This window comes from Gemmatimonadaceae bacterium (assembly GCA_035533755.1).
Taxonomy (GTDB): domain Bacteria; phylum Gemmatimonadota; class Gemmatimonadetes; order Gemmatimonadales; family Gemmatimonadaceae; genus JAGWRI01.
In genome coordinates this window covers 1-22,573 of sequence record DATLTC010000003.1, presented here as the reverse complement: position 1 = coordinate 22,573, position 22,573 = coordinate 1, and the positions used below count along the sequence as shown (strand labels likewise).

Annotated in this window: 21 protein-coding genes; 14 read left to right on the top strand and 7 right to left on the bottom strand. The window is 70.7% G+C overall.

The features are described 5' to 3' along the window. Positions 1–25: 25 nt before the first annotated feature. On the bottom strand, positions 26–442 hold the full coding sequence (locus tag VNE60_00320) for a hypothetical protein (protein ID HVB29950.1): 417 nt from the start codon (positions 440–442) through the stop codon (positions 26–28). A 185-nt stretch (positions 443–627) separates the two neighbouring features. Here VNE60_00320 and VNE60_00315 point away from each other — a divergent pair, with 185 nt between their 5' ends. From VNE60_00315 to VNE60_00300, 4 genes are all read left to right on the top strand, one after another. Further along, positions 628–876: a hypothetical protein gene (locus VNE60_00315; GenBank protein ID HVB29949.1), complete on the top strand. Its 249-nt coding sequence runs from the start codon at positions 628–630 to the stop codon at positions 874–876. A gap of 9 nt (positions 877–885) precedes the next feature. Beyond that, positions 886–1,221 (top strand): redoxin domain-containing protein, encoded by a 336-nt coding sequence (locus VNE60_00310; protein HVB29948.1) that lies wholly within the window; start codon positions 886–888, stop codon positions 1,219–1,221. A 69-nt stretch (positions 1,222–1,290) separates the two neighbouring features. Beyond that, positions 1,291–2,673, top strand: a complete 1,383-nt coding sequence (locus VNE60_00305) for a DUF4147 domain-containing protein (protein ID HVB29947.1) — start codon at positions 1,291–1,293, stop codon at positions 2,671–2,673. 9 nt (positions 2,674–2,682) lie between these two features. Then, the gene (locus VNE60_00300) at positions 2,683–3,576 is read left to right on the top strand and encodes a diacylglycerol kinase family protein (protein HVB29946.1); all 894 of its coding nucleotides are present in this window, start codon (positions 2,683–2,685) and stop codon (positions 3,574–3,576) included. Between the two features lie 25 nt (positions 3,577–3,601). Here the strand turns inward: VNE60_00300 and VNE60_00295 are convergent, their stop codons facing one another. Next, positions 3,602–4,147, bottom strand: coding sequence for a YaeQ family protein (locus VNE60_00295; GenBank protein ID HVB29945.1), 546 nt, complete (start codon positions 4,145–4,147; stop codon positions 3,602–3,604). A 128-nt stretch (positions 4,148–4,275) separates the two neighbouring features. Here VNE60_00295 and VNE60_00290 point away from each other — a divergent pair, with 128 nt between their 5' ends. After that, positions 4,276–5,205, top strand: coding sequence for a carbon-nitrogen hydrolase (locus VNE60_00290; GenBank protein ID HVB29944.1), 930 nt, complete (start codon positions 4,276–4,278; stop codon positions 5,203–5,205). Further along, the gene (locus VNE60_00285) at positions 5,165–6,256 is read left to right on the top strand and encodes an agmatine deiminase family protein (protein ID HVB29943.1); all 1,092 of its coding nucleotides are present in this window, start codon (positions 5,165–5,167) and stop codon (positions 6,254–6,256) included. Before VNE60_00290 ends, VNE60_00285 begins: the two co-directional genes overlap by 41 nt. A gap of 9 nt (positions 6,257–6,265) precedes the next feature. Here VNE60_00285 and VNE60_00280 read toward each other — a convergent pair whose 3' ends face one another. After that, positions 6,266–6,778, bottom strand: coding sequence for a DUF2231 domain-containing protein (locus VNE60_00280; protein HVB29942.1), 513 nt, complete (start codon positions 6,776–6,778; stop codon positions 6,266–6,268). A gap of 207 nt (positions 6,779–6,985) precedes the next feature. Between VNE60_00280 and VNE60_00275 the strand changes: the two genes are divergently transcribed. Next, entirely contained in the window at positions 6,986–8,080 is a 1,095-nt protein-coding gene (locus VNE60_00275) for an ABC transporter substrate-binding protein (protein ID HVB29941.1), read from the top strand. After that, positions 8,077–9,783 carry a HAMP domain-containing methyl-accepting chemotaxis protein gene (locus VNE60_00270; GenBank protein ID HVB29940.1) on the top strand — a complete coding sequence of 569 codons (1,707 nt, stop codon included), beginning with the start codon at positions 8,077–8,079 and terminating at the stop codon, positions 9,781–9,783. The genes VNE60_00275 and VNE60_00270 overlap by 4 nt, the downstream gene beginning before the upstream one ends. A 101-nt stretch (positions 9,784–9,884) precedes the next feature. Here VNE60_00270 and VNE60_00265 read toward each other — a convergent pair whose 3' ends face one another. Beyond that, entirely contained in the window at positions 9,885–11,630 is a 1,746-nt protein-coding gene (locus VNE60_00265; protein HVB29939.1) for a M28 family peptidase, read from the bottom strand. A gap of 204 nt (positions 11,631–11,834) precedes the next feature. Between VNE60_00265 and VNE60_00260 the strand changes: the two genes are divergently transcribed. The 4 genes from VNE60_00260 (at position 11,835) to VNE60_00245 (ending at position 15,098) form a co-directional block, all read left to right on the top strand. After that, positions 11,835–12,971, top strand: coding sequence for an aminotransferase class I/II-fold pyridoxal phosphate-dependent enzyme (locus VNE60_00260; protein HVB29938.1), 1,137 nt, complete (start codon positions 11,835–11,837; stop codon positions 12,969–12,971). A gap of 9 nt (positions 12,972–12,980) precedes the next feature. After that, positions 12,981–13,676 carry a 7-cyano-7-deazaguanine synthase QueC gene (gene queC / locus VNE60_00255; GenBank protein HVB29937.1) on the top strand — a complete coding sequence of 232 codons (696 nt, stop codon included), beginning with the start codon at positions 12,981–12,983 and terminating at the stop codon, positions 13,674–13,676. Positions 13,677–13,695: 19 nt separating this feature from the next. Further along, positions 13,696–14,331, top strand: a complete 636-nt coding sequence (gene queE / locus VNE60_00250; GenBank protein ID HVB29936.1) for a 7-carboxy-7-deazaguanine synthase — start codon at positions 13,696–13,698, stop codon at positions 14,329–14,331. A 155-nt stretch (positions 14,332–14,486) separates the two neighbouring features. Beyond that, a complete protein-coding gene (locus tag VNE60_00245) occupies positions 14,487–15,098 on the top strand; it encodes a C40 family peptidase (GenBank protein HVB29935.1) in 612 nt (203 codons plus the stop codon). A 40-nt stretch (positions 15,099–15,138) separates the two neighbouring features. On the opposite strand, the gene VNE60_00240 is transcribed toward VNE60_00245, so the two are convergent. The 3 genes from VNE60_00240 to VNE60_00230 form a co-directional block, all read right to left on the bottom strand. Continuing rightward, complete coding sequence (locus VNE60_00240) at positions 15,139–15,669, bottom strand: hypothetical protein (protein ID HVB29934.1); 531 nt, start codon at positions 15,667–15,669, stop codon at positions 15,139–15,141. A gap of 134 nt (positions 15,670–15,803) precedes the next feature. Continuing rightward, on the bottom strand, positions 15,804–16,952 hold the full coding sequence (gene pal, locus VNE60_00235; GenBank protein HVB29933.1) for a peptidoglycan-associated lipoprotein Pal: 1,149 nt from the start codon (positions 16,950–16,952) through the stop codon (positions 15,804–15,806). A 302-nt stretch (positions 16,953–17,254) separates the two neighbouring features. Beyond that, the gene (locus VNE60_00230; protein HVB29932.1) at positions 17,255–19,828 is read right to left on the bottom strand and encodes an Ig-like domain-containing protein; all 2,574 of its coding nucleotides are present in this window, start codon (positions 19,826–19,828) and stop codon (positions 17,255–17,257) included. A gap of 139 nt (positions 19,829–19,967) precedes the next feature. On the opposite strand from VNE60_00230, the gene VNE60_00225 reads away from it, so the two are divergent. Together VNE60_00225 and VNE60_00220 are read left to right on the top strand one after the other, a co-directional pair. Further along, complete coding sequence (locus VNE60_00225; GenBank protein HVB29931.1) at positions 19,968–20,372, top strand: lasso peptide biosynthesis B2 protein; 405 nt, start codon at positions 19,968–19,970, stop codon at positions 20,370–20,372. 362 nt (positions 20,373–20,734) lie between these two features. Further along, the coding region (locus VNE60_00220) for a TonB-dependent receptor plug domain-containing protein (protein HVB29930.1) at positions 20,735–22,573 on the top strand (1,839 nt) is incomplete at its 3' end.

Here is a 22,573-nt window from a genome sequence, read left to right as displayed (position 1 = left end):
CAGTCCGCCGCCTCCGGCGCTCGCGTCATGCAGGCCCCGTTCCGGCCGAGCTCTCGGCGGCGCGCCGGATGGAGAGCCGCGCCTTCTCGCGCTCGCCCCAGGTGGGCGCGATCTCGCGCGCCGCGGGGATGCACCGCGCGTTGGGGGTGGCGGCCCGCGGATCGCCCATGGGCAGCCAGCCCGTGATGCAGCGGGTGATGGCCGCCACTTCATCGGACGACAGGCTCGAGCCGGCGATGATGGGGGGCTCGGTGTCTCCGGTCGGCCGCGGCGCGCTTACTATGGAAAGGACGGCCTGGCGCGCCACGGCGCGCTGCGCGTCGGTTTTCAGCTTCGCCGTCTGTTGGCGCATGTCGCCGCGGTACATGGCGTGCACGGCGGCTTCCACGTCGCGCACCAGCTGTTCCAGCACCTGATCGAGTTGAGTTTCGACTTGGCTCATTGGCGGGACCCTCCGGGTCGGCGTCGACCTGTATACACTCTACAGACCTGCGCGGGCCACGAAAGGTTTCGTACAGCCCGTCACCGGACCATCGGACGCGCCATGCGCCGCGCCGGCTCCCTTGCATTGCGTTCTCGGGGGGCGGTCCCCATCTTGCCGCGACGGCTTTTCTCTCGGGGGTTCTCATGAAGGGTGCAACAATCCGCGGCGTGGGCCTCACGCTCGCCCTGGTCTGCGCGGCCACGGTCGCGCGGGCGCAGCAGACCGCGGCCCAGGCCGCCGCGGCGGCGCCCCAGGTTGGGCAGATGGCGCCGGATTTCACGATCCCGGGCGCCACCCGGTACGGCCTGTTGGCCAAGCCCGTTTCGCTCCATGATTTTCGTGGGCAGACGGTGGTGATCGCCTTCTTCATCAAGGCGCGGACCAAAGGGTGAACGGTCCAAATGGAGGCGTACCGTGATCAGTACGCCACGCTCTTCAACGGTGGAAAGAAGGTCGTCGTGTTCGGCATCAGTGTCGATCCGGACACCGCGCTGTATTCGTGGGCGCGCGACTCGCACTTCCCGATGCTGTTCGGCAGCGATTCGAACCAGGCCGTGGGCAAGCTCTACGGCGCGGCGAGCGGCAAGTACGACGCCCGCTTCCTGTTCGTGGTCGGGCCGGACGGCCGCATCACGCATCGCATGATCCCGTTCAACGTGCTGTCGGCGGCAGCCTATACGGAGTTGGCCGCGGCCGTCGCGGAACAGGTCGGCAGTGGACGTTCTGGATCGCCGTGATGTCGGGGAGGGGCGCGCCGGGTCCCGGCGCCGCCCCTCCCGTTCGGGCCACCCGACCCGGGTGGCCGCATGACCCCCACGCCCCCCCGTGAGGTGGTCGAGTCGCTGTTCCGCGCCGCCGTTGAAGGGGCGGATCCCGGTGCCGCCACGTCGCAGGCCATCGCCAAGATCTCCACGGCGCGCCACCAGCGACTCTGGCTGTTCGCCGTCGGCAAGGCGGCGCACTCGATGGCCGGTGCCGCCGTGGCCACGCTGCAGCGTTCGCTGCTGTCCATCGCCGGCGGCCTGATCGTCGGACCGGATGACACGCCGTCGCCCACCGCCGCCGTGCCCGCGGTGCGCGGCGATCATCCGGTGCCGGGACGCAACTCGTTCGGCGCCGCGGCCCGGCTGGGCGACGCCGCCGCGGGCATGAAGAGCAACGACCTCGCCGTCGTGCTCATCTCGGGCGGCGCGTCCAGCCTGATCGGCGCGCCGCTCCGTGGGATGAGCGAAGCCGACTTCGCGCATCTGTATGAGATGCTCCTCAGCAGCGGACTGGGGATTCGCGAGATGAACGCCGTGCGCAAGCGGTTCTCGCGCTGGGGCGGCGGGCGGTTGGCGCTGGCGCTCGCGCCCGCCGCCACGCACTGCCTGGCCATCTCCGACGTGATCGGCGACGACATCTCGTCCATCGGATCGGGCCCGTGCGTGCCCGATCCGAACACGGTGAAGGACGTGATCGAGATCCTGCAGCGGGTGAAGCTGTACCAGCGGCTCGCGCCCTCGTTTCGCGAGCACCTCGCGGGCACGCAGCGCGGCGTGGTGCCCGAGACGCCTAAGAGCACGCACCCGGCGTTCGCGCACGTGTCGGCGCGCGTGATCGTGAACAATCGCGTGGCGCTGGACGCGGCCATGGCCCGCGCCACCGCGCTCGGCATTCCGCAGGTGACGGTGGCCGACGCCCCGCTCGAGGGGAGTGCGTCCGAAGCCGGCGCCGCGCTCGCGCGGGCCCTCATCGCGCGCCGCGCCCAGTCGGGCGGACAGGCGTCGGTGCTCATCTGCGGCGGCGAGACGACGGTGGCGATTCCGCATCCCACGCTCACGCCGGGGCTGCGGGCGCGCAGCGAGTCGGGCGCCATGCCGCCCGTGCCGCAGCCGCAGGGCGGCCGCTGCCAGGAACTGGCGCTCGCCGCGGCGCGCGTGCTCGCCGACGCCGGTGACGCCGCGCGCGGCATCACGCTCCTCGCCGCCGGCACCGACGGTCGCGACGGCCCCACCGACGCGGCGGGCGCCGCCGTGGACGCCGGCACGTGGGACGCGATCCGCGACGCGGGCCGCGACCCCGCCGCCGCGCTGGCGGCGCACGAATCGTATGCCGCGCTCGATGCCGCGGGCGCGCTGGTGCGCACCGGACCCACGGGCACCAACGTGGGCGACATCGTCATCGGGTCGATCGCCGCCTCCCCCTAGCGCCCACGCGTGACCCCGCGCGCCTGCCTCATCGTCAATCCCACCGCGGGACGCGGGCGCGGCGCGCGGCTCCTGCCGCGCGTGGCGCAGGCGTTCGCCGCGTGCGGCATCACCGACGTGCGACTCACCACGGCGCCCGGCGACGAGGCGTGCCAGGTGCGCGCCGCCCTCGACGCCGGGTGCGAGACGATCGCCGTGCTCGGCGGCGACGGCACCTGGAGCAAGGCCGCCGCCGAGCTGGCGCGGCGGGGATCGCCGGCCCGGCTGGCGCTGCTCTCCGCCGGCACGGGCAACGACTTCGTGAAGAATCTCCCCGAACCGTCGCACGACCCCGAGGCCATGGCGCGGCTCGTCGCCGGCGACGGCGTGGAGCGCCGCATCGACATGGGCGCCGTGGACGACCAGTGGTTTCTGAACGTCGCCGGGTTCGCGTTCGATGTCGCGGTGATCGAGCGCACCCGGCGCATGCGGTGGCTGGGCGGCACGGCCGTCTACGCCGCCGCGGCGCTGCGCGAACTGTTCGCGTATTCCGGGCTCGAGGTGCGCCTGGACGGCGACCTCGCGCCGTCGCGCTATCTGCTGCTCGCGTTCGCCAACGGCGCGCACTTCGGCGGCGCCTTCCACGTGGCGCCGGGCGCCCGGGTGGACGACGGACTGCTCGATGCGATCGCGATTCCCGACGTGGGCGTGCTGGCGCGTCCCGCGCTGCTGGCGCGCGCCGCGCGAGGCACGCACCTCGGCCATCCGCGCGTGACGGCGCGGCGCGCCGCAGCATTCACGCTCCGCTTCGCGGCGCCGCCCCTGTACGAAGCCGACGGCGAATTGCGGCGCGCCGCGTCGGCGGAAGTGTGCGTGGAGAGCCGGCCGGGCGTCTTGCGGGTGCTGGCCGCGCGCGAGGGCTGATCGCGCAGCGCCTCCCGCCGATCGGTCACCCGTCGGCCAACGAGTGCCGTTCCACCGAGCCGCTGAGCGTGCGGCCGCCCAGCGTGACGTACAGTTCCCCGCCCGTCACCGACAGGTCGAGCTTCATCCTGCGGTCCAGCCGTTCGACCAGCGCGGCCAGCAGCTCGCGGTCCACGCCGAGCACGTCGATCGCCTCGCGCCGGTGGATGCGTTCGCCACTCAGCTGGCGCACCAGCGCCTGCGGGTCCTTGTGCGTGTACACCACCACGCGCGGCGCGGCCTTGCTCGCCTTGTGGAGGCGCGCCGCATCGGGCGTGCCGATCTCGATCCACACCAGCAACGCGCCGGTGAGATCGCGCACCACCACCGCCGGCTCGTCGGGCTCGGCCAGCCCCTTGGAGAACGCGATCCCCTCGCGATACTCGAGGCAGTAGGCGAGCACGCGGGTGAGCAGATATTCGGGCGTTTCCGACGGATGCTGGGCCACCTTGAAGGCCAGCGATTCGTACACGCCGCGGTCCACGTCGGCGAGCTGGATCTCGAAGTTGTAGATCGTGGCGGAGAGGGCCATGGCACGGGGCGGAGGGGATGGGATCGACTCCTGAAACTAGTCGCGCGCCGGGCGGATCCCGCCGGCGCGTTCCCGAGAATCTTGCGGCCGCCCTTCCTCCCCGACCGCGGCGACTGCAACTTTCCCCCATGAGTAAGGCCCCGTTCACCGTCGGCATCATCCAGGACGCCGCCACCGCCGACGCCACCGCGTCCGTGGCGGCCACGGTGACGCGCGTGCGTGAGGCCGCGGCGCGCGGCGCGCAGATCGTCTGCCTCAAGGAGCTCTTCAACGCGCCGTACTTCTGCAAGGTGGAGCACGCCGAGCGCTTCGACCTCGCCGAGCCGATTCCCGGTCCCACCACCGCCGCCATGCAGCAGCTGGCCCGCGAGTTGGAGATCGTCCTCATCGTGCCGCTGTTCGAGAAGCAGGCGCCGGGCGTGTATCGCAACTCGGCCGCCGTGATCGACGCCGACGGCGCGCTCCTGGGTGTGTACCGCAAGATGCACATCCCCGACGATCCGCTCTTTCTCGAGAAGTACTACTTCACGCCCGGCGACGGCACGCCCGATGCGACGCTCGACGCGCGCGTCGTGGCGCAGGCCGCCGGGTTCAAGGTGTGGAAGACGCGCTACGCGGACATCGGCGTGCTCATCTGCTGGGACCAGTGGTATCCCGAGGCCGCCCGCATCACGGCGCTGCTCGGCGCCGACATCATCTTCTATCCCACGGCCATCGGCTGGCACCCGGCCGAGAAGGCGCAGTACGGCGCCGCGCAGGTGGACGCGTGGCGCACCGCGCAGCGCGCGCACGCCATCGCCAACGGCGTGTTCGTGGCCGCGCCCAACCGCGTGGGCTTCGAAACCGAGCCGGGAACCGGCGGCCTCGAATTCTTCGGCCACTCCTTTGTCAGCGACCCGTTCGGACGTCTCATAGCCGACGCCGGCTCCGATCCCGAAGTGCTGGTCGCCACCTGCGACCCCAGGCTCATCGAGGACACCCGGCGCAACTGGCCTTTCCTTCGCGACCGCCGCATCGATGCCTACGCGCCGATCCTCAGCCGATATCTCGGCGCCTAAGCGCGCCACCCCCACGTCGTCCCGCCGGTTTCCCGCCGAGTGGGAACCGCACACGGCCACGTGGATCGCGTGGCCGCACCACGAGCCGGATTGGCCCGGCAAGCTCGACGCCATCCACTGGGTGTACGCCGAGATCGCGCGCGTGCTCGCCGCGCACGAGCCGGTGGAGATCCTCTGCCGCGACGAGGACGCCGCGCGCCGCGCCCAGGGCTACCTCGCCGCCCACGACGTGCGCCGGAACGTGCGCATCCACCTCGCGCCCACCGACCGCGTGTGGCTCCGCGACTCGGCGCCGACCACGGTGATGCGTCCCGACGGCAGCGTGGAGCTGATCAACTGGGAGTTCAATGCCTGGGCCAAGTACGACAACTACGCGCGCGATCGGGTGATCGGCGCCGCCATCGCCCGCATCAGCGGACTGCGCCTGGAAGCGGCCACGCGGCCGGACGGCGCGCCGCTCGTGCTCGAGGGCGGCGCCATCGACACCGATGGGCGCGGCACCCTGCTCGTGACCGAGGAATGCCTGCTCTCCGACGTCCAGGCGCGCAATCCGGGGCTCTCGCGCGCCGATTACGAGCGCGCGTTCGCCACCTGGCTCGGCATCCGCAAGACGATCTGGCTGGGCGAGGGATGCGTGGGCGACGACACGCACGGCCACGTGGACGACGTGGCGCGGTTCGCCGCGCACGACGTGGTGCTCCTGGCGTACGAGGAGGATCCGGCCGACGAGAACCACGCGCGCTCCAAGGACAACCTCAAGCGGCTGCAGGCGGCGGGCGGCAAGAAGGGCGACTTCACGGTCATCAAGCTGCCCTTTCCGCGCCCCGTGACGATGAACGGCGAGCGCCTCCCGGCCAGCTACGCCAACTTCTACATCGCCAACGGCGTCGTGATCGTGCCCACGTTCAACGATCCCAACGATCGCGTGGCGCTCAACATCCTCGCCGAGATCATGCCCGACCACCAGATCGTCGGCATCCACGCCGTGGATCTCGTGTGGGGACTGGGCACGCTGCACTGCCTCACGCAGCAGCAGACGCGCGGCGCGTAGACCGCCGGATCAAGGCTGCGGGATGGCCTGAACGCCCTCGGGCGCGATGGCGCCGGCCGCGCGATCGACCTGCAACACCGGCGCGTCGTGGACGATGATGCCCCCGCGGTACGCCGCGTACCCCACGAGCGCCGCGCCGACGAGCGCCGCGATCAGCACCAGCTCCCGTAGCCACGCCGGCAGCGCCCCCACGTCGCTGGCCCGCGCGCGCCACCAGGCATACGCCGAGATCGCGCCGCCGATGAGCAGCGCCCAGAGGGCGGCGTACGCGGCGGAGGAGTGCGCGCCGATCGTGCCTCGCAGCACGAACGCGCGCTGCCGAATCTCGTCCGACGCCGATTCGCCCGTGAGGATGGCGACCACGGCGGCGATCGCGGCCAGCACCATGAGCTGCAGCCCCGCCCGCCAGTAGAAATCGCGCCGCGTGACGGCTCCCACGGCGAGCGACGTCAGTCCGACGATGCTCAGCACCACCGGAAAATGGTTCACGAGCAGGTGCAGGTGCGCGGCGTCGATCGGCATGACCTCTCCTGGTTGGGCCCAGCGGGATGCTCCCTGCATCCTAGAAACCTCGGCCGCCGCTCGCCAGACCACCGGACCGGCTGATGTGCTCGGGGCTGGAGTTGGTTAGATTGGGGGACGTCACGGCATCGCATCCCCGGCGAGCCGGCAGTAGATGGCGACGACGCCATGGTCCGCCCTTCCTCTCCGTCGTCTCCCTTCCTCATCGTGCGAAAGCTCTACACTCTCCTCGGCCTGATCCTGATCGGTTGCGGCGGGTCCGGCTCCGGCGCCGTGGCGCGCTTCGGCGCGGCCGGCCCGTGGAACGAAGCCTACGGCGCGATGAACCGCCGCGGCATGGAATTGGCCTACGATCAGATCAAGGCTCGTCCCGAATTCTCCAGCCACCCGGTGGAGATCGACTGGCAGAACGACGAGGCCGACGGCCAGAAGGCGACGGCCATCGCCCGGCACTTCGTCACCGATCCCTCGGTGGTCGCCGTGATCGGCCACGTGAACTCGGGCACCGAGGTCGCGGCCGCCAAAGTCTACGACGCCGGCCACCTGGTCTCGGTGGCGACCACGGCCACGTCGCCCGCGCTCACCGGCATCTCGCCATGGGTGTTCCGGGTGATCCCCAGCGATTCGATGAACGGCCTGCAGATGGCGCGATTCGCCGGCACGCGGCTGGGCAAGCGGCGCGCCGCCATCCTCTACGAGAACAACGCCTACGGGCGCGGCCTGGCCGACGCCTTCCGGCGCAACTTCAGCGGGAGCGTGGTGGCGTTCGATCCGATCGCCGAGGGCTCGCAGAACTTCGAGCCCTACGTGGCCTATCTCAAGACGGTGAACCCCGACCTCGTGTTCGTGCCCGGGACCGACGCCTCCGGCATCGCGTTCCTGAACGAGGTGCGGCGCGAGAAGTTCGGCGCCACCCTGCTCGGTGGTGACGGATGGACCGGTCTCACCGTCGATACAGTGAACGCGGACGGAGTCTACGTGGGCGCGCCGTTCAGCGCCCAGAACCCCGACCCCGCGGTGCAACGGTTCGTGCAGGATTTCAAGGCCAAATTCGGACTCACGCCCGACGGCAACGCGGCCCTCGCCTACGACGCCACCAACCTCTTGTATTTCGCGCTCACCAGGGTCGGACCCAACCGCAGCAAGATCCGTGACTTCCTCGCCGGCCTCGACGCGGCCACGGCATGGAAGGGCGTTACGGGCAATCTCTATTTCGGCACCACCGGCGATCCGATCGGCAAGAGCGTGGTGATGACGGTCATCCATCACGGCGCCCTGCAGGTGGTGGAGGGCGCCCAATGAACGTGTCGCTGCGCGACCTGGGAACGATCCGCGGCCGGCTCTGGACGGGGTTCGGCGGGCTGGTAGCGCTGCTCGTGATCGCCGCCGTGCTGGCCCGCAGTTCGATGGGCACGCTCGCCGATACCATGACGTCCACGCTCAGCGCGGTCCAGGAAGAATCCCGCCTCGCCGCGCAGCTCTCGGGCGCCGTGGAGCAGACGCTCGAAGCCGGCTCCCAGTACGTGGAGACCCGCGACAGCTCCGCCGAGCGCACCTTCCAGGACGAGGGGTGGGCCGCCCACAACATCCAGCGCGCGATGAACAATCGGCCCGGACAGACCGCCGAGGAGCTCGGCGTGCTCGCGTCGATCGACGCCAAGCTGTCCGACCTCGAGGTGAAGTACACGCTCGCCCACCGGCTGGCCGACCTCGGCCGCGCCGCCGACGCGCACCAGCAGGCCGCCAAGGCGCGCGCCGTGGTGGGCCCGTTGCTCGCCAACATCGACCGCCTCGCCGAGCTCAAGTCCCAGAAGGCCGCCGCCGCGTCGACGCAACTCGCCGCCGAAACCACGCGCCGCGGCACGATCATGCTCGGCCTCATCGGCCTCGCCCTGCTCATCGGCGTGATCGTCGTCGTGATCACGGTGACATCGGTGGGCCGCCCTCTGGACGCGCTCGTCGCGCACGCCGAGCGGCTCAGCCGCGGCGACCTCACGGCCCGCACCACCGCCCCGATGCCGGGCGAGTTCCGCATCCTCGCCGACGCGATGAACCGCACCGGCGACTCGCTGTCACGCGTCGTGGCGGCCGCCGCGCGCACCGCCGAGAGCGTGTCGAGCTCGGCCCACCAGCTGTCGTCGGTGTCGGAGGAGATCGCCGTGTCGGCCAGCCACATGGCCAACGCGATGTCCGAGGTCTCGCACGGCGCCGAAACCCAGGTCCATCAGATCCGCACGGTGGACGAGACGCTCACGACTCTGCGCAACACGTCGGGCCAGGTGAAGGCCCGCGCCGACGAGGTGCACGCGCTGGCCGCCGAGATCGAGCGCGCGGCGAGCGAGAAGCGCGTGGAGATCGAACACGCCCTGGCCATCCTCACCGACGTGAAGACCAGCGTCGAGCAGGCGGCCAGCGAGGTCACGGCGCTCACCACCGCCGCCGCCGACATCACGCGGTTCGTGCAGACGGTGAGCCAGATCGCCGAGCAGACCAACCTGCTGGCGCTCAACGCCGCCATCGAGGCCGCCCGCGCCGGCGACGCCGGCCGCGGATTCGCCGTCGTGGCCGACGAGGTGCGCAAGCTCGCCGAGCAGTCGCAGAAGGCGGCGCAGGACGTGGCCCAGATGACCGGCCTCGTCACCACGCGGGTCACCACCAGCGCGCGGGCCATGGAATCGGGCGCCACCCGCGTGGGCGAGATCGAGCGCGTGTCGCGGGAGATCGACGAGGCGCTGCGGATCATCACCACCGCGGCTGCCAAGACGCGGGCGGCGGCCACCGGTGTATCGGTCGCCGCCGAGCAGAACACCGGCGCCGTGACCAGCGCCAGCGCCGGCCTCGACACGATCGCCAAGACCGCCGAGAATCACGCCGCCGCCGCGCAGGAGGTGAACGCCTCCACCGAGGAGCAGAGCGCGGCCTGCCAGGAGATGACCTCGGCCAGCAACGCGCTGCTGGCCGAGAGCGTGGAGTTGAAGGAACTGGTCGGCGGCTTGAAGACCTGACTTTACGGTAGGAGGGTAGGACGGTAGGGGGGTAGGACGGATAACTGCAAACGCCGTTTACCTACTACCCCCCTACCGTCCTACCCTCCTACCAGCCGTTATCAGTTCTTAGTTGGCGCTCCATTGTTCACGCAGCGCGCGTGCGGATCGGCCGGCTTGGGCTGATCCACCACGACACGGTGGTCGAGGTCCGCCACCTTCACCGCCACGTCGTACACCAACTGCGCCACGCGCGCCATGTGCGCGTAGTCGATGTACTCCGGCTCGTCGGTGACCTGGTGATAGTCGCCGTGCAGCCCGGTGGTGAAGAAGGTGATCGGGATGCCGTAGCGCGCGTAGTTGTAGTGATCGCTGCGGCAGTAGATGTTGTCGGCCTGGCCCGGCGCGTCGAACCGGTAGTCGAACCGGAACGGCATCGCTTCGGTCTGGTTCACCGACTCCACCATGTCGCCCAGTTCGGTGGACAGCCGGTGCGAGCCCACGAGCTGGAGGTAGGTGGGTCCGCCCACGGGCAGGTCCTGCGCGTCGCCGCGGCCATCCATGTCGATGTTGAGCTGGGCCACGATCGAGTCGCGCGGAACCGTCGGGTGATCGGTGAACCACTCCGAACCCCACAGCCCCTTCTCCTCGCCCACGTGCCAGACGAAGATGATCGACCGTTCGGGCTTCACGGCGCTCTTGGCGAACGCCTCGGCCAACTCGAGCACCGTCACCGTGCCGGAGCCGTCGTCGTCGGCGCCGTTGCTGATCGAGTCGAGGCGGATGGGCCGCAGCTTGCGCACGCTGTCGAGGTTGATGTGGATGTCGCGCAACGCCTGTTCCTGCTCCGCCGTCGGCCGCTCACCGCGCGCCAGCATGCCGGTGATCGCGTACCGCGCCGCGTTGTACAGGTGCAGCGAGTCGTGGTCCACCGGCGGTCCCTGGCGGATGCCGATGTGATCGTTGTGGGCGCCGATCGCCACGTATTCGCCGCGCAGCTTGGGATCCGAACCCGGCAGGATCGCCACCACGTTGCGCGCCGGCGCCGGCTTCTCGATGTACCGCGGATTGCCCGCCACCGTCTTGCCCAGCGTGCCCTTGGCGGCCTGCGCCGCCGGCATCCCGAGCAACACCTCCGCGGCATGCGCGCTGATCGTGAGCGTGGCCGCCTGCGCCGGCAGCGGCGCGGCCGACGGATTCTTGAAGATCACGTTGCCGGCGCGCGGCCGGGCGGTCCGCACCGCGGCCTCCCACGCGTCGCCCGTCTCGATCGTCGCGATGCCCGCCGCCTCAGCCAGCGGATTCACCGCGCCGCGGCCGCGCCCGCCGCCGAATCCCCGACCGCCGCGCCCCCGGCCCCCCGGACGCGCCGTGAGGATCACCAGCTTGCCGCGCACCTGGTCGGCCGTGAGTTCGTTGGTCGTGTCGCCCTGCTCGCCGCCGTAGATGGCCTGCGCGCCGTTCACCGATCGCGGATCACCGCCGCGCCCCGGGCTGGCCACGAAATCCCTGAACGCCACGAGCCTGGTCTTGCCCACGACGAGCGTCGATTTCGGGTCGAGCGACCGCTGGAACACCGGCAGGTTCTGGAAGTAGGTGCCGTGGTCGCCGGCCGGCTTGAGGCCCAGCGCCTTGACCTGCGCCGCGATGTAGGACGTGGACTTGAGATGGCCGATCGTGCCGGTCTCGCGGCCCTGCATCGAATCGTCGGCGAAGATGTAGAGCCGCGTCATCAGATCGCCGGCCGTGATCGCAGCCGTCGTGGGCTGCGGCTTGTGCTTGAGTGGAAGCTCCTGCTGCTGGGCCGCCAGCGCGGCCGGGAGGACCATCAGGGCGCCAAGGCGCCGAATCACGCGGAAGGAAGTCACGTGCCGATCCTGGGATGGGGGTGGGGTGGACTTGCATATCGTGTACGCGTGCGGCCGGCGGGATGCTGAATGACGACGGTAGGGCGGTAGGACGGTAGGGGCGTAGGACGGGAACAGCGTTCAGACCTAAACCGTGTTATCCTGTCCCCGTACTTCCGCAGCCGCCGTCCTACCCCCCTACCGCCCTACCGCCCTACCGTCCCCATGCTCCACCTCGAGACCATCGCCGTCCACGCGGGGCACGCCCCCGACCCGGCCAGCGGAGAGGTCACCCCCGCGATCCACCTCTCCACCACGTACGAGCGCGCCCCCGACGGCACGCTCCCGGGCGGCTACCTCTACACGCGCAACGACAATCCCAACCGGCATGCGCTCGAGCAGTGCCTGGCCCAGCTCGAAGGGGGCGTGGACGCGGCGTGCTTCGCGTCGGGGTCGGCGGCCACGATGGCCGTGTTCCAGGCCCTCGAATCGGGCGCCCACGTCCTCGCGCCCGACGATGCCTATTACGGAACCATCAAGCTGGCGCGCGAGGTGTTCGGACGGTGGGGCCTCGAGCTGTCGGTGGTGGACATGACCGACCTGGCCGCCGTGCGCGGCGCGATGCGGCCCAACACCAGGGTCCTCTGGATCGAGACCCCGTCCAATCCGCTCGTGCGCGTGGTGGACATCGCCGCCCTCGCCGCCATCGGCCGCGCCGCCGGCGCCCACGTCGTGGTGGACAACACCTGGGCCACGCCGGTGCTGCAGCGGCCCCTCGACCTCGGCGCCCACCTCTCGTTCCACTCCACCACCAAGTACCTCGGCGGTCACAGCGACGTGCTGGGCGGGGCGCTCGTGACCGGCGCCGCGGACGCGTTCTGGGAGCGCGTGCGCACCGTGCAGGCCAGCGGCGGCGCGGTGCCGTCCCCCTTCGACTGCTGGCTCACCCTGCGCGGCATCCGCACCCTGCCCTGGCGCGTGCGCGGCCAGACCGACAACGCCCGTCGCATCGCCGACGCCCTGGCCCGGCATCCCGCGGTGACCGTGGTGCACTACCCGGGCCTGCCCACGCATCACGCGCACGCGCTCGCGGCGCGCCAGATGCGCGCCCCAGGCGCCATGCTGTCGTTCGAGGTGAAGGGCGGACGCGACGCCGCGCTCGCCGCCATCGCGCGGCTGCAGATCGTCACCCGGGCCACGAGCCTGGGCGGCACCGAATCGCTCATCGAGCACCGGGCCACCGTCGAACCTCCGGACACCAAGACGCCGCAGGCGCTGCTGCGGCTCTCCGTGGGGCTCGAGCATGCCGACGATCTCATCGCCGACCTCGACGCCGCCCTCCGCGGCCCCACGTCGCGATAGCTTTCGGGCATGACGCCGGCTGCCCCCGCGGTGCTCCTGCTGAGCGGTGGACTCGATTCCACCACGCTCCTCGCCCTCGCCCGCTCGAGGGGACACGACGTGTACGCGATGTCGTTCCGCTACGGGCAGCGCCACGCGCACGAACTGGACGCGGCGCGGCGCGCGGCCGCCCGATGGGCCGCGGTCGAGCACGTGGTCGTGGACATCGATCTGCGCGTGTTCGGCGGCTCGGCGCTCACCAGCGACACCCCGGTGCCCAAGGACCGCGCGGCTGCCGAGATGGGAACCGGCATCCCCATCACCTACGTGCCGGCCCGCAACACGATCTTCCTCTCGTTCGCGCTGGCCTGGGCCGACGTGCTCGGCGCCCGCGACATCTTCATCGGGGTCAACGCGCTGGACTATTCGGGATATCCCGACTGCCGGCCGGAGTACGTCGCGGCCTACGAGCGCATGGCCAACCTCGCCACGCGGGGCGGCGTCGAGGGCTCCGCGCCCGTGCACATCAACGCGCCACTCATCGCGATGACCAAAGCCGAGATCATCCGGCTGGGCACCGCGCTGGGCGTGGACTACGGCGCCACCACCAGCTGCTACGATCCCGACGACGCCGGCGCCGCGTGCGGCCACTGCGACGCGTGCCAGCTCCGCCGCAACGGATTCGCCCAGGCGGGGCTCGTGGATCCGGCGCGGTACCGCGCGTGACGGCGCCGGCGGCGTAGCGATGTACACGGTCAACGAGATCTTCTACACGCTGCAGGGCGAGGGCTATCACGCCGGCCGGCCCGCCGTGTTCTGCCGCTTCAGCGGCTGCAACCTCTGGACGGGACGCGAAGCCGATCGCGCCACCGCCGCGTGCCGCTTCTGCGACACCGACTTCCTGGGCGTGGGCCCCGATGGCGGCAAGTTCGCCACGCCCGAATCGCTCGCCGACACGATCGCCGGACGGTGGCCGCGAACCGCGCCCAACCGCGGACACCCGTTCGTGGTCTGCACCGGCGGCGAGCCGCTGCTGCAACTCGACGCGCCGCTCATCGCGGCGCTCCACGCGCACGGCTTCGACGTGGCGGTGGAGACCAACGGCACGCAGCCGGCGCCCGCCGGCCTCGACTGGGTGTGCGTGAGCCCCAAGGCACGCGCGCCGCTCGTGCTCACGCGCGGCGACGAACTCAAACTGGTGTATCCGCAGGACGGCGGCGCGCCGGAGCGCTACGCCGATCTGGCCTTCGCCAATTTCTTCCTGCAGCCGATGGACGGACCCGACGCCGCGCCCAACACGCGCGCCGCACTCGACTATTGTCTGGCGCACCCGCAATGGCGCCTGAGCCTGCAGACCCACAAGGCCCTCGGCATCCGGTAAGCGGAATCTTTGCGGAACACGCCGCGCCGGGGCGAGTATCGCAGTCCATCGCGCGGAATTTCATGTTGACCGATCGCTGTCCACGGGCCATCTTTCCAACCCGCGATTCGCGGCGCGCGGCCCTGGCCGGCCGCCGCCTTCCCAAGCCCCTCGGCATGCTCACTCGTCGGCCCACGCCGCTTCGCCTCGCCCGCGCCGCCCTGACCGCCGTACTGGTGGCGGGCGCCGGCATGGCGATCGCGCCGGCCGCCGGGGCCCAGGAAGTGAAGCCGTTCGTGGCGCTGAACACGCCCCTGGCCACCGACGGGCCCAAGCCCTTTGCCCGGTTCAGCGAGTCGGCCGATGCGATGCGCGATTCCATCGTCGCCCTCGCCCGGGCGCAGCTGGGCAAGCGCTACGTGCTCGGCGGCACGTCGCCGGAGCGCGGATTCGACTGCAGCGGGCTCGTGAAGTACGTCCTCGGTTTGCTCGACGTCTCGGCGCCGCGGACGGCGCGCCTCCAGGCGCATCTGGGCGAGGCCGTGGCCAAGGATCGCAGCGAGCTCAAGCCCGGGGACCTGCTCACCTTCGGCCGGTCGCGCCGCGGCGCCAGCCACGTGGCCATCTACGTGGGCGACGGCCGGTACATCCACGCCAGCGTCACCGCCGGCCGCGTGATCGAGACCACGCTCGACCGCACCGATTCGCCCCTCGTCCGCGCCTGGCGCGGCGTGCGGCGCATCTTCGAACCCACCGCCGACAGCACCACGAAAGCGGGCGACGGCTGATCGCCGTCGCCCGTGGGTGGCTGCTCGTCGGCGCGCTGCGCTAGCGGCGCACGAACACATTCCCCTGTAACGAGCGCCCCCAGCACGCCGTGCTCGCCAGCGGGGCGTTCATGGTGCCCCCGCTCCCCGAATTCTGCGCGATCATCGCCTGCGACGAGGTCTGCGCGCGCGGCACCGGCTGCGTGATCTCGGGCTGCGTGTAGGCGGGCGGCGCGGCCTGCGTCGAATATCCCCCGCCCGGAGCCACGGCCTGGGCCGTGCACTGCCGCTGCACCTGCTCGTACCCATTGCCGAAGTTGGCATACACGAGCCCGTCCGTTCCGACCATCACGGGAACGTTCAGGTTCGTGTAGCTCCGAGGCGCGTAGTACTGCCGGGAGTTGTAGTTGTCGTAGCCGCCGCGGCGTTGCCGCGGGGCCGACTGGGCCTGGGACCGCGCCGGTCCGGCGCTTCCCATGGACGACGCGGGCGGCGCCTTCTGCGGCGGCAGCGGCCGCGCCTGCCCGAGCGCCGGGCTGGCCAGCAGCGCGCTCGCTCCACCGATCGACAGCAGCATCTTCAGGGTCCGCATGGTGTCTCCCACTCGAGGTCCTTCACTCTGACCCTACGCAAGCATACCGCAAACCGCAACTCGGGGTTCCCAATGCAGACGCGCGGGGAGCCTGGGCCCCCCGCGCGTCGCGTCCAACCGTTGCTCCGCCCGGTTCAGCGCGGCGGCATCAGGTTGTCGCCCCCCGCCACGATCACGAACTCGTCGCGGCGGTTCTGCGACCAGCACGACTCCTCATGCTCGGTGCACACGGGGTGCTCCTCGCCGAAGCTCACGATGTCGATGCGGCCCGCATCGATGCCCTTGGCCACCAGGTACCGGCGCGCCTCTTCGGCGCGCCGCATGCCGAGCGCCTGATTGTACTCGTCGGACCCCCGCTCGTCGGCGTTGCCTTCGATGCGGATGCGGACGCCGGAGTTGGCCTGGAGAATGGGGAACTTCGCGTCGAGCGCGCTCTTGGCGTCGTCGCGCAGATTCGACTTGTCGTAGTCGAAGAAGATCTTGGTTTCGAGCGCGGCCGTGAGGCGAGCCGCCTCGGCGGCGCGTGCGCTGTTGGCGGCGTCGATGCTATCCTGTCGCGCCCTGGAGGCCGCGGCGATGGAATCCTGGCGCGCCTTCTCGCGCGCCGCGTCGGCCCGCGCGATCGAATCGGCGCGGCGCGCCTGATCGATGCTGTCCTGGTTGATCACCGGGGGCTTGGGAGTGGGCGCCGGCGCGGCCTCCGATCCGTTCCCGAGCAGGAAGCTCAGACCGGCGCGGAGTTCCACGTTCGAGGACCGGGCTGCGTTGGGGTTGTTGCCCACCGCTACGGTGGGGTACGCGAACCGCGAGTCCGCCGGATTCTCCACGTATTCCACCAGGCCGTCGAACCGGAGCGCCACGGTCTGATTGAGGTTCCAGCGGTAGCCTATTGCCGGGCTGAGCGAGAAGTCGCGCCCGCCGTCCACCGTCTCGCCGCCGAACCCGACGCCGATCAGCACCTGATTGCCGGCCACCGGCAGATTGTACGTCACGCGCGCCGCGTACGTCTGATACGACTTGGAGCCGGACTCGAGGCGCGGCGGCTTCTCGGTGAGGCTGGAGCTGGCCAGATCGGCCTCCAGCTCCCACCGCGGAGTGACGAACACTCCCGCGCGGCCGCCCACCCCGAACCCGTTCTTGAGGGCCCACGGGGTATCCATGATGGAAAACTGACCGAATCCGCCCAGCTCCACCGTTCCCGCCTTCTGCGCCCCTGCGGGCACGGCGAGCACGGCGAGCACGAGCGCAGCGAGCGCTGGGGAAATTACACGATGTGCTTTCATAAATTATTGTCTCCGTTGGAGTTAGAGCACCCATTGGGGCGGCTCATCATCGCACCGGCGTCCCCGCAGCGTCGCCAACGTGCATGGTGCCATCCATACCCGATGGGGTCAGTCAGCCGCGCACCCGGCGGAGAACACGGGTTGCCACGAGCTTGAAGACTGTTTGCATAACGCATTAACTGCCGCTGATGCCTCTGGAAACGTCGCCAGATGGCAGTTAACGCGCAAGACGGCCGCCCTTAATTCACGAATTCGTTGTCCTGGGGCCGGGGCGGCCAGCGGTGCGCCGGCGCAGCGCGCCATCACTGAATTCTCAAGATCACCAGGCGCAGCGGATGGCCGGCCGCCAGCGGCTCCCCCGACGGTGCGTGCACGTCGAGGAGCTGGGGCGCCGTCTGGGAGCCCGAGAGGTCGAAGAACGCGCCCGAACCGCCGGCCAGCAGCGGCACCTGCTGCACCCAGCGCCCGAAGGCTTCGGCGTGCACGCCCAGCGGCCACGCCGAGAAGTCGGTGGGAAAATCGGCGTTGAGTCCGGCATCGATGTCGCGCAGGTTCCAGCTCGGCACCACGTAGCGCGCGCCGGGCGGCGCGGCGAATCCCGGATAGTCGTCGGCCGCGAGGGCCATCGTGAAATAGCCGTCCAGCTCGTCCCAGCTCCGGCCCGTCTTGTCGGTGATGTTCTGCACGCCCTGCATGGTGGCGTCGCGCACGAGCGGCTTGAGCAGGTCCGACTCCTGCGTGGAGTACTGGTCCAGGAGCCACCGCGCGAACAGCCACGCGCTGCCGTAGATGTCGGCGTCGGCCGATCCCGACGACAGGAAGGACGTGGCCTCGTTCTGCGCCATGTAGTCGTACAGGAACGAGAACTGGTCGGCCATCAGGTACTCCGAGCCGAAGCACGGGCTGCCCACCGTCGCCCCGCGCACGTCGCAGGACACGGTGCCCTGGTAGCCGGCGTCCGACTTCCACCCCGCCGCCGGCGCATAGAGCGTGCGCGCGTACAACTCCGCCGCCACCTGGGCCGTGCCCTCCTCGAACCAGCTCTCTTCGAGGTCGGTGCCCACGGGGTCGGCGAACCGCTCGGCGATGGCCGTGATGTGCTTGGTCTCGTGGATGAGCGTGGACGGGATGATGCTCTTCCAGCCGGCGATCGTGGTGATGTCGGCCGCGCTTCCCGCGGCGGTGAGCGGCACCCGCGCGTAGAACAGTTCGGTGTTGTTGCTCGACGGCACCTGCGCGTCGTACGACGGCGGGAACATGTCGCACGCCGTGACGAACCCGAGGAGCCCCGGCGACTCGTCGCTCACCTTGCGCGTGAACAGCATCGTCACCTTGCCGTTGCCGGCCAGCGAGTCGTCGAACGCCATCGGATCGCCGAAGTACGTGGTGAGGATGGGGTACATCACGCTGTCGAACGTCTTCCCGAGGGCCACGTACTCGCTGTCCATCTGGCCGGCGAGCGGCGAATCGGTGGCCTCGAGCACGATGCCGTGCGCGCCCACGTACACCACCCGCGCCGTCACGTTGACGAACGTCTGGCACCCGCTGCCGGTGCCGTATTTGAGGGTCACGGTATCGCCCACCGTCTGCGGAATGAGGGGCACGGTGGCGCGGGCGCCCCCGCCCGCGGCGTTCAGCGCGGGGCGGCGAGCGCCGCGCGCTTTCATGGCCGCGATCAGCGGGCGCACCGCCGCGATCTGGCGGGCCTCGCGTTCGGCGTGTCCGTCGACCAGGTGCATCCACGCGGCGCGCAGGGGCCCGCGCGCTGCGGGCCGCGGCGCCGTGAGCGTCCGGGGGGCGGGGCGGGCTCGGCTCGCCGCGGCAGCCGCGGCCCCCGTCACCCCGCCGGCGCCCCGCACCTCGAACCCCGTGATGCCGTCGGCCACGGGAAAGTCGTTGTACACATCCACCAGATATCGCCCGCCGCTGCCGAGGAGTTCGTTGCACCCCACCTGCGACGGATCGGTGATCATCAGCACCTGGCCGGCCGCGATCGTGCGCTGGACGGCGATCTGCAGCGCGTGCTGCGCGGAGTCGGGCACCGACCCCAGCGTGAGCGCCGTGCTTCCGCTCTTGCCGTCGCTGGTGGCGGTGATCGTCACCGTGCCCAGGGTGTTGGTGACCACCACCGGCACCGGACCCGTGGGGGTGCACGGCAGGGTGGCGGGGATCGTGACCGTGAGCTGCGTGGCGCCGGCCGCCGTGACCAGCACCGGCGTGCCCGACACCGTGACCTGCACCCCATTCGCCGCGGCGGCGAAGTTCGATCCGGCGATGGTCGCGGTAGCGCCCACCGTGAGCAGCGCCGGCGCGATCGTGGCTATTTGGGGGCGGGGCGCGCTGGCGACGACGGTCACCACGCCGTCGGCGGAGACCGTGGCCCTGGTGGAATCCGACGTCGTCCAGGTGACGGGGAAGCCGGTGATCGGCGCACCGTTGGCGTCGGTGACCAGGGCGCTCAGCCGCAGCGTGTCGCCGGGCGTGAGCGCCTGCGCGGTGGGCGTGACGGTCACGCGGGCCACGCCGGTGGGAATGACCGTGATCGCCGTCGATCCCGTGCGTCCCTCGCTCGTGGCGCTGATCGTGGTCGCGCCCGCGGCAACGGCCGTGACCAGTCCGCCGGCCGACACCGCGGCGACGGCGGCGTTGGTGGAGCTCCACGTGAGCGCGCGCCCGGTGAGCGCGTTGCCCGCGGCGTCGAACAGGCTGGCCGTGAGTTGCACCGTGTCGCCCACGTGGAGCGACGGGCTGGGCGTCGTCAGCACCACGCGGGCCACCGGGGCCGGGGCCAGTGGCGTGGCGTCGCGCGCGGCGCCGCAGCCTGCGGCGGCGAGGGCGAGGGCGGCAAACGTCAGGCGGCGAACGGTGGGGAGCATGCGGGGGGGCGGCAGGAGAGGCGGCGCAGGCGTCGCGTGGGGAGTGCGCACGTTGCGGCCCGGCGGGGGGGGCGTCAACCGGGCATTTGGTGTCCGTACGGTTGCCATACGTCCGGGGGGGGCGTGCAGATTGGTAGGCATGACGACCCGGGATGTCTGGCAGGGAGCCCGCGCGGCATTCGAAACGCCGGCCTGGATCCGGCCCGAGCGGTTGGCGGGGCTGCTCACGCTGCCTGCCGATGCGCCGGCGGTGGCGCGGGCCGAGCCCGCGTCGGCGCTCGGGGCGGCGCGGCGCGCGCTGCGCGTGCTGTCGTGGCTGCCCGGGGGGCGCTGGCGCACGAGCTGCCTGTACGAGAGCGTGGCCGAGTGCGTGGTGCTCCGCCGCTCGGGAATCCCGGCGGCGGTGTGCATCGGGGTGAAGCGGGACGCCGGCGGATCGCCCGCGATCGCGGCGCACGCGTGGGTGGCGCGGGGCGAAGCCGACACGCGGTTCCACGGCTTCGCGACGCTGGCCGTGCTCGACGCGCTGCGCGCGCAGCGGTGACGGGGGCCGGAGTATAAGGAAAGACAAATGTTTGCGGCGGCGGGCGGCTTTGTATTTCCTTAGCGTGCCTGACGGTGCCATACGCCGGGGTGGACGCTTGATTGCCGCTCCGTACGTCGCGACGCGGCGTCGAGAATCGGTACTTTCTTCGCCACCCCGAGGTGACTCCACACCATCCGGGGGAGTTTGTTCTTCGGTAGCCGCATGACCCACGCGTCCCGCCCCGGCGACGCCTCGCGGCCTGCCCGTCCCACCGCACCATCCCTGTCCCAGTTTGTCGGGGCGATTTCACACCACATGCTTGCCACGGAGGCGAGACCATGCGAATGCAGCATTGGCGGATCGTGCTCGGTGCAATGGCCATGGCGATTCTGCCCGGCGTTGCAGCGGCACAAGGACTGAGAATCACGGGCCGCGTTCAGGGCTCGGCCGGGGAACCGACCCCGGGCGCCGCCGTGGCCCTCGAGGGCATGGGCATCGGCGCCACCGTCGGCCCCGACGGCCGCTACACCATCATCGTCCCCGACGCCCGCGTGAGCGGACAGACGGTGACGATCACCGCCCGCGCCATCGGGTTCACGGCGCTGACGCGCCGCATCGTGCTCACCGGTTCCGAGATGACGCAGGACTTCGCGCTCGTCTCCGCGCCGTTGCGGCTCTCGGAGATCGTCGTCACCGGTTCTGGCACCCAGACGACGCGTGAGAAGCTGGGCAACGTCGTCAACACGGTGAGCGGCGCGGCCATCGCGCAGTCCGCTTCCACCAACCTGGTGAGCGCGCTCTCCGGAAAGGCGCCGAACGTCGAGGTGCACACGCAGAGCGGCGAGCCGGGCGCATCGGCGTCGATCCGCATCCGCGGCTACACCACGATCCTCGGCACCAGCCAGCCGTTGTTCATCGTGGACGGCACGCCGATCGACAACTCGACCAGCCCGACCACGTCCTCCGCCGGCGGCACGGTGACCTCCAACCGCGCGGCCGACATCAACGACGACGACATCGCGTCCATCCAGATCCTCAAGGGATCGGCCGCGGCGGCCATCTACGGCGCCCGCGCCGCGAACGGCGTGGTGCTGATCACGACCAAGTCGGGCCAGGCCGGCCCCACGCGGTACTCGCTCAAGTCGGAGATGAACACCGACCAGGTGATCAAGTTCCAGGCCCTGCAGCATCAGTTCGGCCAGGGCGTGAACGGCAAGGCCGCGGTGTGCGGCGGCCTGGGCTGCAACATGACCTCCGTGAGCTACGGGGCCCCGATCACCGGCGCCTGGTACGATCACTCCAAAGACATGCTGCACGACGGCCACACGTACGACAACGACCTGCAGATCTCGGGCGGCGACCAGCGGACGACCTTCTTCCTGTCCGCCGGCCAGACCGACCAGAACGGCGTCGTCATCGGCCCCAACAACTACTACAATCGCAGCTCGGTGCGCCTCAAGGCGACCCACGCGCTGAACAGCAACCTGCACATCGGCGGCAACGCCGATTACGTGGACAGCCGCGGCGCCTACGTCCAGCGCGGCTCGAACGTGTCGGGCCTGCTGCTCGGCGGCTACCGCACGCCGGCCGACTTCAACAACTTCCCGTACCTCGATCCCACGTTCCATCTGCAGCGGTCGTACCGCTATCCCGAGCCCACGGGCACCTCGCAGACCGTCGGGCGCGGATACGACAACCCGCTGTTCGTGGCGTACAACAACGGCGCCGAGAGCGAGCTGGGCCGCTTCATCGGCAACACCAACGTAGACTGGGCGCCCAATACCTGGTTTGCCCTCAAGGAGAACTTCGGCATCGACTCGTACAGCGACTATCGCCTCGAAGCGCTGCCGCAGAGTTCCTCCGGATCGCCCACCGGTCAGGTGACCCGCAACGACGAGTTCTATCTCGGCCTCGACAACAACCTGCTCGTCACGCTCACCAAGCACATGAGCGGCAGCGATGAGGCGCAACTCGTGGTCGGGCAGGAATTGAACTCGCGGCGCGACCGGTTCAACAGCAACACCGGCCTCAACCTCGTGGCCCCGCAGCCCTTCTCGCTGCAGAACACCACGTCGTCGTCGCCCTCGGAAAACCGCAGCCTGCGCCATATCGAGGGCTACTTCGCGCAGGGCTCGCTGGACCTGTTCAACCAGCTCTACCTCACAGCCGGCGTCCGCAACGACGGCTACTCGACGTTCGGCGCGTCCAACCGCACCGCC